Source organism: Rhodococcoides corynebacterioides, from assembly GCF_019834675.1.
In the GTDB taxonomy this organism is placed as follows: Bacteria; Actinomycetota; Actinomycetes; order Mycobacteriales; family Mycobacteriaceae; genus Rhodococcoides; species Rhodococcoides corynebacterioides_A.
Map to the genome: position 1 here is coordinate 53,363 of NZ_JABUBU010000017.1, position 20,667 is coordinate 74,029.

General features: G+C 69.4%; 24 protein-coding genes. 9 read left to right on the plus strand and 15 right to left on the minus strand.

The window, feature by feature from the left end; translation table 11 throughout:
• Positions 1-55 precede the first annotated feature (55 nt).
• The 5 genes from HQ603_RS14965 to HQ603_RS14985 form a co-directional block, all read right to left on the minus strand.
• Complete coding sequence (locus HQ603_RS14965; protein WP_222685427.1) at positions 56-1,270, minus strand: PIN domain-containing protein; 1,215 nt, start codon at positions 1,268-1,270, stop codon at positions 56-58.
• A 17-nt stretch (positions 1,271-1,287) separates the two neighbouring features.
• The gene (locus tag HQ603_RS14970; protein ID WP_222685428.1) at positions 1,288-1,752 is read right to left on the minus strand and encodes a helix-turn-helix domain-containing protein; all 465 of its coding nucleotides are present in this window, start codon (positions 1,750-1,752) and stop codon (positions 1,288-1,290) included.
• Between the two features lie 119 nt (positions 1,753-1,871).
• Positions 1,872-2,306: a GNAT family N-acetyltransferase gene (locus HQ603_RS14975; protein WP_222685430.1), complete on the minus strand. Its 435-nt coding sequence runs from the start codon at positions 2,304-2,306 to the stop codon at positions 1,872-1,874.
• A gap of 1 nt (position 2,307) precedes the next feature.
• Positions 2,308-2,475 carry a hypothetical protein gene (locus HQ603_RS14980; RefSeq protein WP_167322373.1) on the minus strand — a complete coding sequence of 56 codons (168 nt, stop codon included), beginning with the start codon at positions 2,473-2,475 and terminating at the stop codon, positions 2,308-2,310.
• Between the two features lie 20 nt (positions 2,476-2,495).
• Positions 2,496-3,572, minus strand: a complete 1,077-nt coding sequence (locus HQ603_RS14985) for a PLP-dependent cysteine synthase family protein (RefSeq protein ID WP_261773890.1) — start codon at positions 3,570-3,572, stop codon at positions 2,496-2,498.
• 52 nt (positions 3,573-3,624) lie between these two features.
• On the opposite strand from HQ603_RS14985, the gene HQ603_RS14990 reads away from it, so the two are divergent.
• Positions 3,625-4,668, plus strand: coding sequence for a type III polyketide synthase (locus HQ603_RS14990; RefSeq protein WP_308126550.1), 1,044 nt, complete (start codon positions 3,625-3,627; stop codon positions 4,666-4,668).
• Here HQ603_RS14990 and HQ603_RS14995 read toward each other — a convergent pair whose 3' ends face one another.
• On the minus strand, positions 4,669-6,393 hold the full coding sequence (locus tag HQ603_RS14995; protein ID WP_222685434.1) for an AMP-binding protein: 1,725 nt from the start codon (positions 6,391-6,393) through the stop codon (positions 4,669-4,671).
• 44 nt (positions 6,394-6,437) lie between these two features.
• Between HQ603_RS14995 and HQ603_RS15000 the strand changes: the two genes are divergently transcribed.
• Positions 6,438-7,682, plus strand: coding sequence for an APC family permease (locus HQ603_RS15000; protein WP_308126552.1), 1,245 nt, complete (start codon positions 6,438-6,440; stop codon positions 7,680-7,682).
• A gap of 29 nt (positions 7,683-7,711) precedes the next feature.
• Here HQ603_RS15000 and HQ603_RS15005 read toward each other — a convergent pair whose 3' ends face one another.
• Positions 7,712-8,065 carry a histone-like nucleoid-structuring protein Lsr2 gene (locus HQ603_RS15005; RefSeq protein WP_222685436.1) on the minus strand — a complete coding sequence of 118 codons (354 nt, stop codon included), beginning with the start codon at positions 8,063-8,065 and terminating at the stop codon, positions 7,712-7,714.
• 222 nt (positions 8,066-8,287) lie between these two features.
• Here HQ603_RS15005 and HQ603_RS15010 point away from each other — a divergent pair, with 222 nt between their 5' ends.
• Complete coding sequence (locus HQ603_RS15010) at positions 8,288-9,280, plus strand: LLM class flavin-dependent oxidoreductase (protein ID WP_222685438.1); 993 nt, start codon at positions 8,288-8,290, stop codon at positions 9,278-9,280.
• Between the two features lie 38 nt (positions 9,281-9,318).
• On the opposite strand, the gene HQ603_RS15015 is transcribed toward HQ603_RS15010, so the two are convergent.
• From HQ603_RS15015 to HQ603_RS15030, 4 genes are read right to left on the minus strand one after another with little or no spacing between them, the layout of a single operon-like run.
• A complete protein-coding gene (locus tag HQ603_RS15015; protein ID WP_222685440.1) occupies positions 9,319-10,320 on the minus strand; it encodes a sigma-70 family RNA polymerase sigma factor in 1,002 nt (333 codons plus the stop codon).
• A 10-nt stretch (positions 10,321-10,330) separates the two neighbouring features.
• The gene (locus HQ603_RS15020) at positions 10,331-12,607 is read right to left on the minus strand and encodes a heavy metal translocating P-type ATPase (RefSeq protein ID WP_308126553.1); all 2,277 of its coding nucleotides are present in this window, start codon (positions 12,605-12,607) and stop codon (positions 10,331-10,333) included.
• Positions 12,604-12,813, minus strand: a complete 210-nt coding sequence (locus tag HQ603_RS15025) for a heavy-metal-associated domain-containing protein (RefSeq protein WP_222685442.1) — start codon at positions 12,811-12,813, stop codon at positions 12,604-12,606. Before HQ603_RS15025 ends, HQ603_RS15020 begins: the two co-directional genes overlap by 4 nt.
• Positions 12,814-12,856: 43 nt before the next feature.
• On the minus strand, positions 12,857-13,555 hold the full coding sequence (locus HQ603_RS15030) for a FadR/GntR family transcriptional regulator (RefSeq protein WP_222685443.1): 699 nt from the start codon (positions 13,553-13,555) through the stop codon (positions 12,857-12,859).
• A 121-nt stretch (positions 13,556-13,676) separates the two neighbouring features.
• On the opposite strand from HQ603_RS15030, the gene HQ603_RS15035 reads away from it, so the two are divergent.
• Positions 13,677-14,069, plus strand: a complete 393-nt coding sequence (locus tag HQ603_RS15035; protein WP_222685445.1) for a YchJ family protein — start codon at positions 13,677-13,679, stop codon at positions 14,067-14,069.
• Here the strand turns inward: HQ603_RS15035 and HQ603_RS15040 are convergent.
• Positions 14,066-15,010 (minus strand): alpha/beta fold hydrolase, encoded by a 945-nt coding sequence (locus tag HQ603_RS15040; protein WP_222685447.1) that lies wholly within the window; start codon positions 15,008-15,010, stop codon positions 14,066-14,068. The two genes, HQ603_RS15035 and HQ603_RS15040, sit on opposite strands and share 4 nt — an antisense overlap.
• Before the next feature lie 191 nt (positions 15,011-15,201).
• On the opposite strand from HQ603_RS15040, the gene HQ603_RS15045 reads away from it, so the two are divergent.
• The gene (locus HQ603_RS15045) at positions 15,202-15,786 is read left to right on the plus strand and encodes an Rv1733c family protein (protein WP_442981441.1); all 585 of its coding nucleotides are present in this window, start codon (positions 15,202-15,204) and stop codon (positions 15,784-15,786) included.
• A 23-nt stretch (positions 15,787-15,809) separates the two neighbouring features.
• Here the strand turns inward: HQ603_RS15045 and HQ603_RS15050 are convergent, their stop codons facing one another.
• Positions 15,810-16,208 carry an alpha-isopropylmalate synthase regulatory domain-containing protein gene (locus tag HQ603_RS15050; protein WP_222685451.1) on the minus strand — a complete coding sequence of 133 codons (399 nt, stop codon included), beginning with the start codon at positions 16,206-16,208 and terminating at the stop codon, positions 15,810-15,812.
• 215 nt (positions 16,209-16,423) lie between these two features.
• Between HQ603_RS15050 and HQ603_RS15055 the strand changes: the two genes are divergently transcribed.
• From HQ603_RS15055 to HQ603_RS15070, 4 genes are all read left to right on the plus strand, one after another.
• Entirely contained in the window at positions 16,424-16,684 is a 261-nt protein-coding gene (locus HQ603_RS15055; protein WP_222685452.1) for a hypothetical protein, read from the plus strand.
• Entirely contained in the window at positions 16,681-17,319 is a 639-nt protein-coding gene (locus HQ603_RS15060; protein ID WP_308126554.1) for a DUF4913 domain-containing protein, read from the plus strand. Before HQ603_RS15055 ends, HQ603_RS15060 begins: the two co-directional genes overlap by 4 nt.
• Before the next feature lie 33 nt (positions 17,320-17,352).
• Entirely contained in the window at positions 17,353-18,105 is a 753-nt protein-coding gene (locus HQ603_RS15065; protein ID WP_222685454.1) for a hypothetical protein, read from the plus strand.
• Positions 18,106-18,253: 148 nt separating this feature from the next.
• The gene (locus HQ603_RS15070) at positions 18,254-18,772 is read left to right on the plus strand and encodes a hypothetical protein (protein WP_222685456.1); all 519 of its coding nucleotides are present in this window, start codon (positions 18,254-18,256) and stop codon (positions 18,770-18,772) included.
• Between the two features lie 42 nt (positions 18,773-18,814).
• On the opposite strand, the gene HQ603_RS15075 is transcribed toward HQ603_RS15070, so the two are convergent.
• Together HQ603_RS15075 and HQ603_RS15080 are read right to left on the minus strand one after the other, a co-directional pair.
• On the minus strand, positions 18,815-19,168 hold the full coding sequence (locus tag HQ603_RS15075) for a histone-like nucleoid-structuring protein Lsr2 (RefSeq protein WP_222685474.1): 354 nt from the start codon (positions 19,166-19,168) through the stop codon (positions 18,815-18,817).
• Positions 19,165-20,295 (minus strand): hypothetical protein, encoded by a 1,131-nt coding sequence (locus HQ603_RS15080; protein WP_214502027.1) that lies wholly within the window; start codon positions 20,293-20,295, stop codon positions 19,165-19,167. Before HQ603_RS15080 ends, HQ603_RS15075 begins: the two co-directional genes overlap by 4 nt.
• Positions 20,296-20,667 lie beyond the last annotated feature (372 nt).

Below are 20,667 nucleotides of genomic sequence, written 5' to 3' on the forward strand. Positions count from 1 at the left end.
TCGCGGGTCGGTGCGGCCGCGATGACCGTTGCCGGGTTCTGGCTGGGTGTTCTGCTCAATGGTCGTCCGTGCCGGACTGGAATGTGGCAAGTTCGTCCATCGGTGGGGCGTCCTGTTGTCCGAGAGCATGGAGCATCCATCGGCCGTCGCGGTGGTGCATGACCAGCGGGACGATGAAGCTCAATTGGTTCGGATGCCACACGCCGTCGGCAAGGGCGGAGGTGTCGTGCAGAAAGAGTGCTTCCAGGCTCGGTCCGAGGAGGCGGGTGTGCGCTCCGATTCCCCAGTCGTCCGGATCCGGCAGTGCGGCGCGAAAGCCGCGAACATGCACTCGCTCGAAATGAACCCAGAGTGGGTGTGCAGGGGTCGGTTCGGCCAGCGCGCGGGCGACGGCATCATGGTCCCACCCATCCACCGTCATGGCTGCTGCGTTGTCGTCCACCCAGCGGGTGGTCAGAGTGATCCGATAGTCGGGATCGACACTCGGCCACGCAGCACGGAGGTCGCCGTCTCTGCAGGCGGTATACAGGAAGTCCCACGCGGCGTTGACCAGGGGAATCTGCCCGAGAAAGCGGGCCCGTTCCGCCGGGTCCTTGTCGCGTAGGTGCAGGTACGCGGCACGCTGATCCTCGGGCATCGCACCGATCTGTTCGTCTGACAGTTCCGGTAGATCCGCACCGTTCTCGATACTGATTGCGGGACCGTCCGGTCGGAGCATGTCGAGTAGGGCGGCGGTGAACTGCGGCGTCTGCTCCCGGAGGGAATCGATCAGCTCGACCAAGTCTCGGGGAGGTATGCGGTTGCGTTCCAACATTACGTTCAGGGCGTGAAGCACGGTGTCGGGATCCAGGTCGAGCTGGTCGCACAGAAAGTCGTCGGGGCCGAGGATCTCGATGTCGAACGGGTCGGCCGCGGCGGCGGGGAAGTCCTCGAGGTTCGAGGTCACGATCACTGCGGCGTTGGCGCGCACCGCGGCGGCCAGGACGTGCCGGTCCTTGGGGTCGTTGGTCATGGCTGCGATCAACTCGGTGTAGCCCCGTGTCTCCTCCTCTGCCAGTGGGAAGGCGGCGCGCATTGCTGCTACGCGGTGGGCCGCTTGCGTGGGCGTCTTCCGGAACCGGGGTCCGGAGAGGTTGCGCTCGACCTCATCGAGGAGGTCGGGGGACCACAGCGGTCGAAACAGGTCTGCGTCGGCGATGCTGAGGAGAACATCGCACAGTGTCTGCGGCAGCAGGACGCATGCATCGAGGACCACACGGAACGTTGCCATCGGTAGCAGGTCTCGGTTCAGCGTGTGGTGATGGGGCCGCGGACCGCGTCCTGTGGGTCCGGTGTGGCCTGAGCTGCCATTGCATCGAGTGCTTGTCGCCGTGTGGCCTGCTGGTCGTCGCGGTAGGCGAGCACGTCCTTGAGTTCGACACGGCGGTGCCTCCCGGGCGTGGTGAACGGGATCCTCCCTGCATCGAGAAGCCGCACGAACGTCGGACGAGTGATGCCCAGCAGGTCCGCAGCTTCCTGCGTGGTCAGAACCGTGCGGTGAGGCTCGACAGTGACGGCGTTGCCTCGTGCCAATGCGGCCACCGCGTCGACGAGGACGGCACGCAGCTCGTCAGGGAGACGTACGCCGGCGGACTCGCCTTCTGCGGACACGTAGACCTCGTGATCGCCGGACAGTGCTACGCCGAGAGCATCGAGAACATCTCGGTCACCCGCAGGGGAGGGCAGAACGGTGCGTGTCATCAATGCGGTCATGACTCAGCATAAATCGAAAGAAACGAAAGCGGCAACCCGGGTTCAGCGTCCCGCGCGGGTGCCCGAAAGATCCCGTCCGGTGACGAGAGCTGTTCCGCCGGTGTAATCGATCGTGACGGTCACGGTCGCGTGAACAGCATGGGCACGTGGTCGATGCCCGCCTCGAGGTAGTTCTCCCCCGTCCGGACGAACCCGAAGCGCCCGTACCAACCCTCGAGGTAGGCCTGCGCGGAGATGGCGACGTCGGTCCCTGCGTGATCGAGTGCGGCCCGCACCAGGTCGGCCGCGAGACCGCGGCCGCGGGCCTGCTGCGCCGTCGCCACGCGGCCGACATGCGCCGGCGTGTCGTCCTGGAGCAGTCGCAGGGTGGCCAGGACCTCCCCGTTCTCCTCCACCCAGAACAAGGTGGTGGTGTCCTCGAGGTCCCGACCGTCGATCTCCTCCTCGTCCACGATGCGCTGCTCGTGGACGAACACCTGTGTCCGCAGACGCAGAATGCGGTACAGCACAGCAGGATCGGCGTCCCGGACCGTCGCCCGGCCGATGGTGACCACGTCAGTCGGTGCCTTCGCGCGCTTCGGTCTCGGCCACCTCGGGCGCGTTCTCCCGGGTCGCCATGCCGCCGGCGCCGCCCTGGTCCGCCGGACCCGGACGGCCGCCCTTGGGTTCGGACGACGTGGGCTCGGACGACGCAGTTGAGGAAGAATTCTCGTTCTCGGCCATGACGTCAGGCTAGTCCGCGCTCACGACGCGCCGGAGAACTCGCCCGTGGCGAGGAACCGGTCGATGCGGTCGTGCTCGGCGGCGAGGTCCCACCCACGCTCGGCCACCCACGCGTCGTCGTAGTAGGTGTGCTCGTACCGCTCCCCGCCGTCGCAGAGCAGGGTGACGATGCTGCCCCGCTCCCCCGCGGCGCGCATCTCCGAGACCAGCCGAAACGCGCCGATCAGATTGGTCCCCGTCGACCCGCCGGCATGGAGTCCGGTGACCCGGCCGAGCATGCGCGCCGCGGCGACCGACGCGGCGTCGGGCACACGCTCCATCCGTTCGATGACCGCGGGGACGAACGACGGCTCGACGCGCGGGCGACCGATACCCTCGATGCGCGACCCGGTGCCGACGACGTCGCGTCGGCCGGTGAGCCACGCGTCATGGAACGCGGAGCCCTCGGGGTCGACGACGCAGACGCGCGTCGGGACGCGGCGGTAGCGCACGTACCGGCCGATGGTGGCCGACGTGCCGCCGGTGCCCGCGCCGACCACCACCCACGACGGCACGGGGAACCGCTCCAGGGACATCTGATCGAAGATGGAGGCGGCGATGGAATTGTTGCCGCGCCAGTCGGTGACCACCGAGGCGTTGGTGAACTGATCGAGGTACAACCAGTTCTCCTGTGCGCCCAGCTCTTCCGCGACGTCGTACACCGCGCCCGAGGACTCGACCAGGCGACAGATGCCGCCGTACCGCTCGATGAGGGCGATCTTGGCGGGCGAGGTGGACGCCGGCATCACGGCGACGAATTCCAGCCCGATCAGTCGCGCGAAGTAGGCCTCGGACACCGCGGTCGACCCGGACGACGCCTCCACCAGGGTGGTGTCCGGGCCGATGTCGCCGTTCGCGAGCCCGAACAGGAACAGCGAGCGCGCCAGGCGGTGCTTGAGCGAACCGGTGGGGTGCACCGACTCGTCCTTGAGGTAGAGGTCGATCCCCCACGACGCGGGCAGCGGGAACGGGTGCAGGTGGGTGTCCGCGCTGCGGTTGGCGTCGGCCTCGACGATCCGCAGCGCGTTCTCCACCCAGTCACGGTCTTCGATGCGCATACCCACCATTGTCGCGGTGGTTGGCGATCCGGTGGACGGGAACCCCGCTGGGGTGAGTCCCACCACCGCCTACGTCAACGCGATCGCCACCGCGGTACCCGAGTACGACGTGCACGACGACTTCGTCGCGTACGCGCAGAACTCCTTCGCCGAACGGCGCAAGCACCTGCTGTTCCGTCGGATGGCCGAGCGCGCGCAGATCAGCCATCGGTGGGCGGCGTTCCCGTCGGTCGCGAGTTTCTACGGCGACGACCCCAATGCCGTCGACACCGAGACCCGCATGATCGAGTTCGAGCGCAGCGCACCGGATCTCGCGGTGCGGGCCGTCGACGGCCTGGGGCTCGGGGCCGGGGCGGCGGACGTGACCCACCTGATCGTGTTGACCTGCACCGGGTTCTACGCGCCGGGCATCGACTTCGAGATCATGCGTCGGTGCGGCGTTCCCACCACGGTCGAGCGCACGCAGGTCGGCTTCATGGGGTGCTTCGCCGGGATCAACGGACTCAAGCTCGCGCACCACATCGTGCGCTCCGAGCCGACCGCGCGTGTCCTGGTGGTCAGCGTGGAGCTGTGCTCGCTGCACATGCAGTCCACGCAGGACCTCGAGACGATGCTCTCGTTCCTCGTCTTCGGCGACGGCGCGGCGGCGGTGCTGGTGACGGCCGACGAGCAGGGTCTCGCCCTCGAGTCGTTCCAGGCGCTGATGATCGAGGATTCGCGCGAGCTGATCACGTGGCGGATCGGCGGGATGGGCTTCGACATGGTGCTGTCCGGCAAGGTGCCGGGCTCGCTGTCACGCGCGCTCGACGCACCCACGATGAAGACGGTGCTCGCGGGCTCGGAGGCGTCGTCGATCGACCTCTGGGCGATCCACCCCGGCGGCCGGTCCATTCTCGACGCCGTGGAGGGCGCGTTGGAGCTGACGCCGGACCGGCTGTCGGCGTCCCGGAAGGTTCTGGACGACTACGGCAACATGTCCTCGGCCACCGTCCTCTTCGTGCTGAAGGAGATGATGGACCGCGGTGACACCGGTCGCGGCTGCGCGATGGCGTTCGGGCCCGGCCTCACCGCCGAGACCATGCTGTTCCGGGCCTGATCAGCGCGCGAACCGCTCCCGCAGCTCGATCTTGCGGACCTTGCCCGTCACCGTCATGGGGAACTCGTCGAGCACCTCGACGTAGCGGGGGATCTTGTAGTGCGCCAGCTGTCCGCGGCAGAACTCCCGCAGGTCGTCCGCGGTGAGGGTCGTCGCCCCGTCCCGCAGCCGCACGCAGGCCAGCAGTTCCTCGCCGTACTTCGCATCGGGAACGCCCACCACCTGCGCATCGAGGATATCGGGGTGCGTGTAGAGGAACTCCTCGATCTCGCGCGGGTAGATGTTCTCGCCGCCCCGGATCACCATGTCCTTGATCCGGCCGGTGACGGCGACGTAGCCGTCGTCGTCCATGACGCCGATGTCGCCGGTGTGCATCCACCGGTCGTCGTCGATGGCCTCGGCGGTCTTCTCGGGGTTGTTCCAGTACCCCAGCATCACCGAGTAGCCGCGGGTGCACAGCTCGCCCGGCTCGCCGTGCGGCACCGTCTCCCCGGTGACGGGATCGACGATCTTCACCTCGAGGTGCGGTCCGACGCGGCCGACCGTGGACACGCGCTGCTCGAGGGTGTCGTCCGAGCGGGTCTGCAGCGAGACCGGTGACGTCTCCGTCATGCCGTACGCGATGGACACCTCGGTCATGCCGAGGACCTCGATGACCTGCTTCATCACCTCGGTGGGGCACGGTGAGCCGGCCATGATGCCGGTGCGCAGGCTGCCGAGGTCGTGGTCGGCTGCACCGTCGTCGCCGGCACCGTCGAGCGCGGCGAGGACGGCGATGAACATGGTCGGCACGCCGTAGAGCGACGTGCACCGCTCCGCCGTCACCGCCCGCAGCACCGCGGCGGGGTCGAACGACGGACCCGGAATCACCATCGCCGCACCGTGCGAGGTGCAGGCGAGATTGCCCATCACCATGCCGAAGCAGTGGTAGAACGGCACCGGAATGCAGACGCGGTCCCGTTCGGTGTAGTGGCAGAGCTCGCCGACGAAATAGCCGTTGTTGAGGATGTTCCGGTGGCTGAGGGTCGCGCCCTTGGGGAACCCGGTGGTGCCCGAGGTGTACTGGATGTTGATCGCGTCGTCCGCGGTCAACTCGGCCGAGCGGGTCGCCAGCTGCTCCGCCGACACCGCCTCCCCCGCCTGCGCGACCGCGGCCCAGTCGTCGGTGTCCATGAACACCACGCGGCGCAGGTCGGGGCAGTCGCCGCGGACCTCCTCGATCATCGCGGCGTAGTCACTGGTCGCGTGCGCGGTGACGGCCACCAGGATCGACACCTGCGCCTGCGTCAGCACGTACTGCAGCTCCCGCGCGCGGTAGGCCGGGTTGACGGTCACCAGCACCGCGCCGATCTTGGCGGTGGCGTACTGCAGGATCGTCCACTCGGGTCGGTTGGGTGCCCAGACGGCGACGCGATCACCCTGCGCGACCCCGTCGGCCAGCAGCCCGCGGGCGACGGCGTCGACGTCCCGACGCAGCTCCTCGTACGTCCACCGACGTCCCGACGCCAGGTCGATCAGCGCGTCGTTCGTCCCGACGCGGGCGACGGTCCGGTCGAAGTCGTCACCGATGGTGTCGGTGAGCAGCGGCGTGGTGGTCTCACCGGCGGACAGGGACGGCTCGGACACGGGTTCCTCCGGGTGGGGTGGGATAGGCGCAGCGGGCAGCGGTGTGACCGACGCTAATGCAGCGCACCCTGCGGCGGGCCGGTTTCGGTTAATCGCCATTCATCGAAACGCGTGTCGTCCCCCGCCCCCCTAGAGTGACGGCCGTGCCGCTCGCGAGACGACTCGGAACGTTCGACGCGGTGGCCATCGGGGTGGGATCGATGATCGGGGCGGGGATCTTCGCCGCGCTGGGTCCGGCCGCGGCGGCCGCCGGGTCCTGGCTGCTGCCCGCCCTCGCGGTCGCGGCGGTGGTGGCGTTCTGCAACGCGACGTCCACCGCCCAGTTGGCGGCGCAGCATCCGACGTCGGGCGGTGTCTACGCCTACGGCCGGGCCGAGCTGAACGAGTGGTGGGGGTTCGCCGCGGGCTGGTGCTTCGTGGTGGGCAAGACCGCGAGCTGCGCCGCGATGGCCTGGACCGTCGGCACCTACGCCTGGCCCGACCACGCCCGCCCGGTCGCCGTGCTGGTCGTGCTGGTGGTCACGGCGATCGACCTCGCCGGCATCACGCGGACGGCGCTCGCCACCCGCGTCGTCGTCGCGATCGTGGGAGCGATTCTGCTGGCCGTGGTGGTGGCGGGCGCGGCGTCGTCACCCGACCTGGCCGCCGTCGTCCCGTCGGGCGGGCCGGGTCTCGGCGGGGTGCTGGGGGCGGCGGGGATTCTGTTCTTCGCCTTCGCGGGGTACGCGCGCATCGCGACGCTCGGTGAGGAGGTGCGCGATCCGGCGCGCACCGTTCCGCGAGCCGTGGTGCTGGCGTTCGCCGTGGTGATCGTCGCCTACACGGCCGTCGCGGTGACCGTGCTCGCCGTCCTCGGGGCCGACGGCGTGGCCGCGTCTCCGGCGCCGGTGGCGGCCGCTGTCGCCGAGCTGGGGCACCCCGCGCTGGACGCGGCGGTGCGGGGCGCCGCGGTACTGGCGTCCGCGGGCGCGTTGCTGGCCCTGCTGGCGGGGCTGTCGCGCACCACGCTGGCGATGGCGCGGGAGGGTGACCTCCCGACGCGGTGGGCGCGCATCGACGACGCGCGGTCGACCCCGCGGACGGCGACGCTCGTCGTCGCGGCGGTGATCGTCGTGCTCACGGCCACCGTGGATATCCGCGAGATGATCGGATTCTCGTCCTTCGGGGTGTTGCTCTACTACGCGGTGGCGAATATCGCGGCCGCGCGGCAACGGGGGGCCGCGCGGCGCTACCCGCGCATTCTCCAGGGGGTCGGACTGCTGGGCTGCGGCGCATTGGTGGTGACGCTGCCGCCGGCGTCCGTTGGGGCCGGCGCGGCCGTCGTCGGAATCGGACTGATCGGGCGCGTGGTGGTCCGCCGCTGCGGGACCGGCCCCGAATTGTGCTGAGCCTAGGACCGGGCGAACGACCGGGCGAACTACTGGGCGGCGTTGTACGCGTCCGCGACCTCCGCGGGAATACGTCCGCGGGCCGAGACCGTGTAGCCGTTCTGTGCGGCCCACTCGCGAATCGCCTTGGTCTGCAGCGGATCCCGAGCCGGAGTCGCGGTCGAGGACTTCTTCGCCGTCGCCTTCTTGGTCCGACCGTTCAGTTTGGTCGCGTAACCGGTCCAGTAATCGAGTTGCTTCCGGAATTCCTTGGCATTCTTGGTGCCGAGGTCGATTTCGTAATCGACCCCGTCGACCGCGAATCCGATGGTTTCGCCCTTACCGGACTTGATGGGGGAACCGTCGATGTCGTCGACCAATTCCACGTAGACCTGCTTTGCCATGACGGCCCCTCTGTTCGCTGCGGTGGACTCATCGGCCCGTCACTCACCGCCACGGTGAAATGCGGTTCCGACCCGGAGTTTATCCATGGTGTCCGGAACAATGCGAGTGCGGGTTTATCGTCGGCGATTCGGGCACACCGGAACCGGCCGGTAGGTCCGGGGAACAACCTCGTCGGCGTCGTGGTTGCACCACGGTCAGTCGCTATCGAAAGGTGTGTCGTCGTGGTCGTCCCGTTGTCGGTCCTGGACCTTGCTCATATCGCCGAAGGCCGCACGGCCGCAGACAGTTTCGCCGCCAGCGTGGCGCTCGCGTGGACGGCGGAGGAGTCGGGCTACCGGCGAGTCTGGTACGCCGAGCACCACAACATGCCGTCGATCGCGTCGTCGGCGACGTCGGTGGTGATCGCGCACGTCGCCGCGCACACGTCCACGATTCGTCTCGGCGCCGGGGGCGTCATGCTTCCCAACCACTCCCCGCTCACCATCGCGGAGCAGTTCGGCACACTCGCCACGCTGCATCCCGGTCGCATCGACCTCGGTCTCGGCCGCGCGCCGGGATCCGATCAGAACACCATGCGGGCGCTGCGCCGCGATCCGTCGTCGGCGGACAGCTTCCCGCAGGACGTGCTGGAACTGCAGGCGTACCTCGCCGGCGCCAGCCGGATTCCGGGTGTGGCCGCCGTGCCGGGAGCCGGAACCAATGTGCCGCTGTACATCCTCGGATCGTCGTTGTTCGGCGCTCAGCTCGCCGCGCACCTGGGTCTCCCCTACGCCAACGCCTCGCACTTCGCGCCCGACTCGCTGGCCGAGGCCGTGTCGGTCTACCGCGAGACCTTTCGTCCGTCCGCGGCACTGGCCGAGCCCTACGTGATCGCCGGGGTCAACGCCGTGGTCTCCGAGAACGCTGCGCGGGCCCACGAATTGCTCGAGCAGGGCATCCGTCGCCGGGTCGTCCAGATGGTCGGGCGCGGGCAGACGTTCACGCCCGAGGAGGTGGACATGATCATGGACTCCCCCGCCGGGCGACAGATCCAGGGGATGACCAGGTTCACCGCCGTCGGGACGCCGGCCGAGGCGTCGCGCTACATCGCGGAGTTCGCCGATCGCCACGGCGTCGACGAGGTGATCGTGGCCAGCGGCATCGACGACACCGACGAGCGGCTCGAGTCCTACCGCCTGCTCGCGCAGGAGCACCTGCACGCCGCCGTGGCCTGACCCGTGCCCGACCCGGGCCGGCCACCTAACCCCGACGGTCAGCCGGGGTAGGTGGCGGGCAGCCCGAACCGCTCGAACAGGTCGAGGTCGAAGAAGCACGCCACGTGTGCCACCCGGCCGTCGACGATCTCGAGGACGTGCAGCTGGAACGCGCGGTGCACGCCGTCCTCGCCGAGCATGTAGAGCCCGAAGGCCGGCTGACCGTTGGCGACCGTCTCCACCATGCGCATCGATTCCGGCCCCGTGGCCGGGCACTTGGTGGAGATGAGCCCGCCGATGTCGGCCGGCCCGCGGTACCACCCGGTGAACGGCGGCATCTCCCAGATCGCCTCCGCGGCGAAGAGTTTGACGATGCCGTCGATGTCGTAGGTCTCGAAGCCCTCGACGTAGCGCTGCAGGAGCTCGCGCGTCTCCGGTGATTCGGGTTCGTCGACGTCGTCCTCGCTGGGCATGATCTGCTCGATCTGACCGCGGGCGCGCTGGAGCAGGCTGTTGACCGCCGCGGTGGAGGTGCCCAGGAGCTCGGCGACCTCGGCCGCCTTCCACTGCAGCACCTCGCGCAGCACCAGCACCGCGCGCTGACGGGCCGAGAGGTGTTGCAGCGCGGCGACGAAGGCCAGCCGAACGGAGTCGCGCGCGACCGCGGTCGTGGCCGGATCGTCGTCGGACTCGCGGCCGGGGAACGGCTCGAGCCAGGCGATCTCGTGCCGCTCGACCAGCTCGTCGGACGGGTCGGCGGACGGCGCGCCCAGTCCCGACGGCAGCGGCCGACGCGCCCGACCCTCCAGCGACGTCAGGCAGGTGTTGGTGGCGATGCGGTACAGCCACGTGCGCAGCGACGATTCGCCCTTGAAGTTCCCGTAGGCCTTCCACCCGCGGACGAAGGTGTCCTGCACCAGATCCTCGGCGTCGTGGATGGACCCGGTCATGCGGTAGCAGTGTGCGAGCAGCTCGCGCCGGTGCGGCTCGGCGAGGGTCATGAACTCGTCGGCCCGGTGCGGCGCCGCGGCCCGCCGCGCACCGTCCTGCGTCACGGTCATGCGCGAGAGACTAGTCCGCTCGGGCGTGCACCGCCGGGGGAACGGACGGCGAGGGCACCGCGGATCGGAACCGACGCAGCCGCAGCGAATTGGTCACCACGAACAGCGAACTGAGTGCCATCGCCGCGCCCGCGAACATGGGGTTCAGCATGCCTGCGGCGGCCAACGGAATCGCCGCGACGTTGTAGGCGAAGGCCCAGAACAGGTTGACCTGGATGGTCCGCAACGTCGCCCGCGACAGGCGGACGGCGTCCACGGCCGTCCGCAGGTCGCCGCGCACCAGGGTGAGATCGCCGGCCTCGATGGCGGCGTCCGTGCCGGTGCCCATCGACAACCCCAGATCCGCGGTGGCCAGGGCCGCGGCGTCGTTGACGCCGTCGCCGATCATCGCCACGACCCGGCCCTCGCGCTGCAGGTCGGCGATCGCCGCCACCTTGCCCTCCGGCAGGACTCCCGCCAGGACGCGGTCGATGCCCACGCGTGTCGCGACGTCGTGCGCGGCGGCGGCGTTGTCGCCGGTCAGCAGGATCGGCTCGAGTCCGAGCTCCCGCAACCCGCGGATCGCCTCGGCGGAGGTGTCCTTCACGGTGTCGGCCACGGCGACGACGGCCAGCGGCCGCTCGTCCAGCGCGACGACGACGGCCGTGGCACCGGCGGTCTCGGCCGCGGTGACGGCGTCGGCGAGGGTCGTCGGCAGCGCGCCCAGCAGGTCGGGGCGTCCGACGGTGACCCGGCGGCCGTCCACCGTCGCGCGGACCCCGAGGCCGGGCAGGTTCTCGGCATCGGTGACGGCGGTGGGGACGGCGGTATCGACGGACTCCACGGCACGCACGATCGCCCGGGCGACGGGATGTTCGGAACGGGACTCGGCGCCGGCGGCCAGGCGGAGAACGTCGGCCTCGTCGGTGTCCGCTCCGTCCGTGACCACCGACCGCACCGTCATGACGCCGGTGGTGACCGTGCCGGTCTTGTCGAGGACGACGGTGTCCACCCGACGGGTCTGCTCGAGCACCTCGGGGCCCTTGATCAGCACGCCCAGCTGCGCGCCGCGGCCCGTGCCGACGAGCAGCGCGGTCGGCGTCGCCAACCCGAGTGCGCACGGACACGCGATGATCAACACGGCGACGGCGGCGGTGAAGGCGGCGGACCAGCTGCCGTCGAGCAGCACCCAGCCGAGCAGCGTGGCGGCGGCGATCGCGATGACGACGGGGACGAACACGGCCGAGACCCGATCGGCCAGGCGCTGCGCGTCGGCCTTGCCGTTCTGGGCGTCCTCGACGATGCGCGCCATGTGCGCCAGCGCGGTGTCCGACCCGACGCGGGTGGCCGTGACCTCGAGGGCGTTGCCCACGTTGACGGTGCCGCCGGTGACGGCGTCGCCGGGCTCGACGGTGACGGGGACGGATTCGCCGGTGATCGCCGACGCGTCGATCGACGACGTGCCCACCGCGACGACGCCGTCGGCCGCGATCTTCTCGCCGGGACGCACCACGAGGATGTCGCCGACCACCAGATCGTCGGCGCGCACGGTGGTCTCGCGTCCGTCGCGCAGCACGGTGGCGGTCTTGGACCCGACGTCGAGCAGGGCGCGCAGGGCCGCGCCGGCGCTGCGCTTCGAGCGCGCCTCCAGGTAGCGGCCGGCGAGCAGGAAGGTGGTCACGCCCGCGGCGGCTTCGAGGTAGATGTTGCTCGCCCCGTCGGATCGCTCCACGGTGAACCGGAAGGCGTGGGTCATGCCGGGCATCCCGGCGTGTCCGAGGAACAGCGCGTAGAGCGACCAGCCGAAGGCGGCGAGCGTGCCCACCGACACCAGGGTGTCCATGGTGGTGGCGCCGTGGCGGAGGTTGGTCCACGCGGCGCGGTGGAACGGCAGCCCGCCCCACACCACCACGGGTGCGGCCAGCGTGAGGGAGAGCCACTGCCAGTACTGGAACTGCAGGGCGGGAATCATCGCCATCGCGACGACGGGAACGGTGAGCCAGGTGGAGACCACCAGCCGGGTGCGGAGGGGGTCGGCCGCCGGCTGCGGTGCCGCGTCCGGCTCGGGATCGGGCGACGGCACGGTCGCCGTGTAGCCGGCCTTCTCGACGGTGGCAACCAACTCGTCGGTGGTCGCGGTGGCGGTCTCGACGACGGCCTGCTCGGTGGCGTAGTTGACCGTCGCCGTCACGCCGTCGAGTCGGTTCAGCTTCTTCTCGATCCGAGCGGCGCAGGACGCGCAGGTCATGCCGCCGATGTCGAGGCGGATCACGGGCGCGACGGCCGGGGACGTCGACGTCGTCGTCACGACGGCGCGATCTCGTATCCGGCCTCGTCGACGGCGGCGGCGAGAGCGTCGGCCGGCACGGGGGCGGCGGATTCGACGTCGACCCGGCCGGTGGCCAGATCGACGGTGACTCCGGTGACGCCGTCGAGAGCGCCGACCTCCTCGGTCACCGCGTTCACGCAGTGGGCGCAGGTCATGCCGGTGACGGTGATGCTCGTGGTGGTCATGTCCTCAGGATACCCCCCAGGGGTATGGCGTCAACCCTCCCGATCAGCGGGTGCTGAGCTGTCCCAACGCGTCCTGGACGCGCCGCAGGTGGCGGCTCATCGCCTCCGAGGCGGCGTCGGGTGAGCCCGACGCGATGGCGTCGACGATGTCGCGATGCTCCGCGTTGGAGGCGGTGACGCGGTCCGGGAGCAGGTTGACCCGCTCGGACTGGCCGGCGAGCGCCTCCCTGATCTCCGTGAGCACCGCGGAGAACACGTCGTTCCCGCTGGCGGTGGCGATGCGCAGGTGCAGCTCGCCGTCGAGCCGCACCCACTCCTTGGGGTCGCTCTCGCGTTCCATCCGCCGCAGGAGTGCGCGCAGGGCGTCGACGTCGTCGTCCGAGCGACGCTGGGCGGCCAGGGCCGCGGCGGGGATCTCGATGTGCGGGCGGGCCTCGCGCAGGGATTCGGCGGAGTGATTGCCGAAGACGGCGTCCGCCTCGACACGCGTCGAGACCACGAATGTGCCCTTGCCGGTATGAGTTTCGGTCAGCCCGAGGGCTGTGGTGGAGCGCAGTGCCTCGCGCACGACCGAGCGGCTGACGCCGAATCGAGTGGCCAGCGAGGCCTCCGACGGCAGGCGGGTACCGACGCCGAGTTCGCCGCCCTCGATGGCCGAGCGCAGTTCGCGCAGCACGGCCTCGGCGGCCCCCACTCGGGTGACCGTGGCCTGTTTGCTGGCCCAACTGTCCGACAGCGTCATGGCGCCACTGTAGTCGTGGCCCCGGGGTCTGTCGGGCCGTATATCGGACTCTAGGATCGATGCGAGAAAGTGATATATCGACCTGTGGTCGTGTGCGACCCCGCCGCGTCGGGTCCCTAGGATGGCGTCCGTGACCCGTCGGCCCGACTCCTGCCCCTGCACCTCGGGCCGACCGATGTCCGCGTGCTGCGGCCCGGTGCTCGCCGACCCGCGCGCGGCACCGACGGCCGAGCGGCTCATGCGCTCGCGCTTCACCGCCTTCGCGACGGGGAACACCGCGCACTTGCTCGCGACGTGGCACCCGTCGACCCGCCCGAGAACACTCGACCGCGACGACGGCCGGGTGTGGACGTCGCTCGACATCCTGTCGACCACGGCCGGCGGTCCGTTCCACACCGAGGGCACGGTGCGATTCGAGGCCGGTTTCCGCGACGGCCGACGGTCCGGGCTGCTGGCGGAGACCAGCACCTTCACCCGCCTCGACGGGCGGTGGGTGTACGTCGACGGGACCTAGCGGGAGGCGAGCCTCGCCGGTTCCGCCGCGCGGTCGGCCTCGACGGTGCGGTCGGACTCGACGCTGTCGACGAACGCGGCGGTGATGCGGGCGATGTCCCACGGATGGGAGAGCGGCGACCAGTGGCCCGCGTCGAGTTCGGTGCGCGAGACGTCCCGCACCCACCGGGCGGTGTCGTCGTAGTGGAACGGGCGGACGGCGGCGTCGCGCGTGTTCACGATCAGATGCACCGGCACGTCGACGTACCGCCGCCGGGGCCGCACCAACCGGGGGATCAGGTTGGCGCGGTAGCGGCGCAGGCCGTTCCAGGCGTCGTCGAGCAGGGTCGGTGACTCGACCGCCATCGCCGCCGGCACGCCGGAGAACTCGCCGACGAACTGCGTCCAGCCCTTCCGCTTCATGCGCCACATCCGCACCCGCGCCAGCGGCGGCACGTGGAAGGTGACCGTGTACCAGGACGCGCGGACCTGCGCGAACACCTGCAGGAGCCCGCGCGGGTGCGGCCGACGCAGGCGGGAGCGTGTCCAGCGGCCGAGGTGATCCAGGTTGGGTCCGGACACCGAGGTGTACGACGCGATGCGGGTCGGCGCGTCCGCCTCGGCGACGGCTTCCCAGGCCTCGACGGCGCCCCAGTCGTGCGCCAGGACGTGCACGGGGGCGGTCGGGGAGACGTGGTCGATCACGGCCCGGAGGTCGGCGGCGAGTTCGGGCAGGCGGAAGTCACGCGTGCGCGGCGGGGTGGTCGACGCGCCGGCGCCGCGGGCGTCGTAGGTGACGACCCGGAACCGATCGGCGAGCAGCGGGACGACGTGCGTCCACAACTCGTGGGTGTCCGGCCACCCGTGCATGAGGACGACGGTCGGGCCGTCGCGGCGACCGGTGACGAACACCGCCAGGTCGACGCCGGGGCGGGAGACGGTCGATCGCTCGGTGGCCGGCATCGCGGAACCCTTCCGTGGACTCTCGTTCGTCGAGCATTTTCTATGACACACGGTAACAGTTATCGGTCCCGCAGCGTGTGCGACTCCACAGTCCGCGGGAGGACTGCACACCGAACGGAGGGGGAACACCGAAGAACAGTTAGAGGCGGCTCGGGGGTCGGCGGAGGGGAAGGGAACCACCAGTGAGCGACATGCAGAAGCGCAGGAGCCGACAGATGCGCCCGGTGCACGCAGCCGACAATCCCCTGGTACGGCCCGTGGACCGAGCCGAGGCCCGAGTGCACCGCACGACGCTGACGATGTTCCTGCTGGTCGTACCGTTCGCCGTCGTTCTCGGTGTCTTCGGCTACGGCCAGCTGGCCCGGTCAGCCGACGCCGCCGCCGCGAACCTGCGTACCGTCGAGGCCACCACCACCGCGGAAGCGCCGTCGGCAACGACCGCAGCCGACGTCACCTCGGGCGCCTCGAGTTCGCTCGCGACGCCCGCGACGTGGACGCTCGACGGCCGCGAGCACGAGGGCACGGTCGCGGTGCCGCCTCGGACGCCGACCGGCACCGGCGTCTCCATCACGGTCGACGCCGCCGGCAACCGCGTGGCCCCGCCGCCGAGCCACGCCGACACCGTCGTCGCCGGGGCGTTCCTGACCGTGCTCGTGCTCACCGCCGCCGGCATCGTCCTTCTCACGATCCGCGGGGCCGCGACCCGCCGCTACGCCGAACGCCGAGATCGCGAGTGGGACGAGGCCCTTGCCCGACTGTTCGCGGAGGGGCGCTGAAAACTACGCCGTGAGGCTGAGAACTACGCCGTGAGGTTGGCGGCCGCGACCAGAGCGCGAGCCGTCGACTCCGCCGAGTCCGGTCCGATGCCGGTGGCCCATTCCGTGCGGCGATCCTGCTGGGCGCGCAGATCGGTGACGACGCCCGCCGCGGTGGTGCGCTGGTGGAACTCGTGGATCTCGAGCCGGATACCGGCGCGGTACAGCAGCGTGGTGACGGCGTCGGCCGGTCCGTGGGTCCGCACGGTGTCCCGCAGGATGGCGTCGCCGACGGCGAGAGTCAGGGTGTAGTCGGCGCGGCCGGCGCGGCGGCCGGAGATCTGCAGCGAGCCGAAACGGACGGCCGTGGGGGCTTTCGGGGAAGCCCCCGAGTGAGACGACGATGCGAGGGCGATGCCGGGGATGTCTGCGCTGATGCTCATGGGATCGGTTCACTTCCGAGAGGGAGAGGTGGACCGACTGGGCGCTCGTTCGACCCGCAGCGAGGGGTCGGTCCGAATCAGACCCCGCTGCGGCGGCGAACTACGAGCATGCGCGACATACCCCGATGGTAGGTGTGACGCGGGATGGACGGCAAGGGAAATTCGTCGGAACATAGGGTCGGTCGACCTCGCAGCAGCGCCAGAAGGTTCGCACCTTGGAGGCCGGCGACCTCGAATCGATGCCCGCCGGTCGGGCAGTGCTGCGGTCGGCGAAATGTCCCCCGGTCGTACTCGAGACGATGCCCTGGTACACCGGCCCGTTCGCGGCGGAGGTCGCGGCAGCGAAGATCCGCGCCGGTCAGGATCCGACGGTTGCCCGCAACGACGACGACCCCGAGCCCGATGACACGTCTTCGCTGCTGCCGCGGCCGCCCAAGGCGGCGGTGGAATATCCGGCCTTGGAGACGGCGTCGTGAGCGACGAGTTCGACCTCACCGACCTCGACACCGCGTCCGCACGGCCCGGGGCATTGGACGCGGCGCCGCTGAGCGGGCAGCTCGGTGAGCTGGTCGAGCGTGCTGTCGGTGTGCGTCTGGCCGCCGAAGCGGAGGCGATCGCGCAAGCCCAGTTCGAGGAAATGCTCACCCCCGAGTTGCACACCGCGCTCGCCGACGCCGTCCGGCGGGCGCTGACCGCGGTGACGACACCGGAGGCAGAACCGGGGGAGCGGGGGAGCGTTGGGGAGGTGGGCCCGTATTACCCCAACGCCTACCGGTTCTTCACCGAGTTCCTCGCCCCGGCGTACCGGCGCAAGACCGTCGACTACCCGGCGATGCGGTGGTGCCCGAGCTGGTTCTGCCACCCCGAAGCGCGGGCACGAGTGGACGCACTGTGGCGGGCGTGGGAGTACCTGCGGCTCGATCCGGCCACCGGGATGAGCGTGTGGTGGAAAGACCACGCCGACCACCACATGGCCAAACTGCTCTCCCCGGACGGCACCTTCAAGGACTGCACCCCCCACCACCGGCAGGTGCACCCACTCCCGAGCATCGACATCCCCACCGAGCTGCTGAATCTCGACGACGCCCACCCCGCCACCGAGCGCTCCTGACCCCCGCCAGCCCAACGACCCGAAAGGCTCCGCATGTCCGACGAACATCAGACCCTCTCCCGCGACACCGGGATGGTCCTGCGCACCTCGCTGCAGGTCGCGATGCAGGTTGCCGAAGCCCTCGCCCGCCGCCGCGAGCAGAATCTGCGCGTCGCGGCCGCCGCCTCCGATGCCCGCGCCCGATCCCTCGCTGCGCGGTTGGCCGCCGAGCGGCGGTCGGCGGAAGCCGTCCTCCAGCGCGCGAGCGACCGACGATGGTGGGCCACCGCCACCGATGAACAGATCGTCGACGTCGTTCGTGTCGCCCACACGTGGAAGGACACCTCGCCCGTAGCCGATCGCGCCGCAACCTCGATCGAGGAGCGGCTGCGGCTGGACAAGGGCGTCGATCTCCCCGAGCTGCGCGACACCGTGGCCACCGCCGCGGTGGCAGCGGCCGTCGAACGCGAACTCGCCGACCGTGCCCGACGCGAGACCGTCTTCGACGAAACTGGACCGGAAGGGGTCGCCGACGACCGCGACGGCGCCGCCACGCCCCCAGAGGAACCGGCGGTTCCGCTCACACGCATCGACTGGGACACCCCACAGCGCCGCGCCCATACCGCCTCGGCCCTGACCGCGGCCGGCGTCGACGGTGAAGCCGTCGATGCGCACCTGCTCACCGACACCGCCAACTCCGCCGCTCTGGACGCCACCTCGATGCGGTCACCGACCGGTGTACCGGAAGCGACCTCGGGGGAGCGCGGCACGGACGTCGACCGGAGCATCGACCGCGGCGGCCGGTGACACCCGCAGGCAAACCCTCACCGGCCTGGCGGCAACACCTGCGGATCCGTCCGCCCGGTCGTGGACAGGGTCGATCACCGCATCCAGAGCAGAAATCTTGTGATCAACGACAATGACCACGACGGCCGACGTCAAAGGGGGGCGACCGATGCAGACCAAGCACACCGAACCGGCCCGGTGCGACACCGCAGCTGTGGCGGCGTCCGCCGCGGCGTTGATGGTCGTGCCGTGGGGGGACGACCTCACCCCCGCGGACGTGCAGACGGTGGCTTTCGCGCTGCGACTGGTGCACCGCACCGTCGACACCGACCCGGTGCTGGCCGGAGCGCTCGACACCGCCCGCACACAGGTGTGCCGAGCCGCGGAGAGCTGGTACGTCGCGCTTGGCCGCGACGCCGACACCGCGTCGTGGGAGGCGCGGGCCGCGTTCGACGACCTCTGCGACGTGCTGCAGCTGGCCGACTGCACCTGCGAGGACCCGGCCGCGGGGTATCGGGTGCTCGCCGCCGCGGTCGCCGACACCGTGGAATCCATCGTGCGGTACCTGCGGGCGCGGTCCGGGCCACCGGTGCCGTGGGAGGCCGGGCCCGATCAGACCACCGTGCTGCATCTACGGCGCGCAGCGGCGGAGCTGACGACGGTCACCGGGGCGTTGAGCGCGCGTTGACCGGGCCACCCGCGCTGGGTTCAGCGGTCGCAGTCGTCCGGGTCAGTTCGCGGCGTCGTAGGCCTCGACGATCTCGGCGGGAATGCGGCCGCGGGAATTGACGGTGTAACCGTTGGCGTTCGCCCATTCCCGGATGGCGCGGGTCTGCGCGGGGTCTCGTTTCGTGGGCGGCGTCGATTCGGTCGCTGCGGGCGGCTTGGGGGTGGCGGTCTTGCGCTTGCGGCCGCCCACCCGTTCGGCGTGCTGGATGTAATAGTCGAGTTTGCGGTGGAACTCGGTGGCGTTCTTGTCCTTGAGGTCGATGCTGCAGTCGACGCCGTTGACGGAGAAACTGATCGATTCTCCGGTGCCGTCGGCGATGGCGGTTCCGTCGATGTCGTCGGTCAGCTTGCTTATTGGTTTATCGGAATGCTGAAACGTGACCTTACTTTCGATATAAGAGCCCTGTAGTTGTCGAACCCAAAAGTTGCGAGTGCATACCAATAGCACTCCAAAGACTTAGCTAGCGGGGAGGTCTCATTGGTGGGGTAGGGAACCATGGCCGCGTCGAAGAACCCGGCTAAGGTCTTGACCGCCTCGTGTTGTTGTACGACCTCGAAGCTGCCGGGTAGACCTGGGACAATACGCTTGGGTATACGCGGATCGGACTCTACCCCTCTAACAATGTCGTAGTAGTCGCCGATCCGTTGACTCGCGAGTGCTTGCTCCACCAACTCGACTACCCAACGGTGCCGATCCAAACCGCTTTGTGCGATAGCTTCTCTGACGCACACTGTGTTGAACTGGGCCAAAGTGGTCGATGTTTGGTGCGATAACCAAGTCACCACACCGGGATCAAGATAAGCAACCTTTTTGGCTTCACCTGAATCAGTAGCTGACCAGCCGTCGAAATCCAATCCACCAGCGAATTTTTTGAGCTCGATTTCTTTCCGGGCCTCGTCAGAGTCGATTGGGACCCTCATATGACCGCCCAATGCATCATGGGCGTAGACACATGTGTAATCGGGAGTAATTGCATCGCCGCCCGCATGGTCGATCGACCAAGCGCGATCCGTTTTCACCAGAGTCGCAACCGCCGTACCGTCACCGCCAGAGTATGGCCAAAAATCGAAACGATAGCGTTCGGTGGGTTCGCTGACCTCCAGGGATGTTGCTTCGTCTCTGCCCGAAGCATGTACACGGACTTGATACGACCCCGCCGGAATCGCCGCGATTTCGGAATTGGTCTTGCCGTCTAGGTTTTGCGCGAACATCGGCGATGTTGCCTCGACAACGGCTTCCTCGACGACTTCCCACGACTCGTCAACTGCGGACGGCTCGATTGCAAGCACGCGCAGCGTCACATGTACCGGGCCGTAAGAGACACCTGTGAAGACCGATACAAATCCGGGGCCCACCTCGATTAACGAGCCACCTGCGGTTACATCTAGAACATTGGCATCCGTGGTCGCCACTGCAAATTGGTCGCGATCAGCACGGACCACCCCGGACGATTCCGAAACCACCGCAGACTCAGAGTTCATAAGGGCATCTTATTCGTTTATGAGTAGAGAAGGTGCACACCTCTAGGAGGTCCTGGTTCATCACCACCAAGAGTTGCCTGCTGCCGCCGCTACGCGCCGAACAGGGGGTGCCGAACCCATCATCACGAGGTGGATTGCGGTTGTTGATGCGTCTGCATAGCAAGGATAGCTGCGATTATGGATGCAACCACCGCGGCGGCGACCGCGGTGGCACTGGCAGGAACCACGCTGGCCGAAGCCTGGATGGAGCTTGACCCGGTTCTCCGGACACCTGATCTGTAGCGTTGCTGCTGCAGGAGAGGAGTCCGAGCCATGCCCGCTGCACATCCAGAGGAGTTCCGCCGGCGCGCGGTCGACCTGACACGTCAGCCG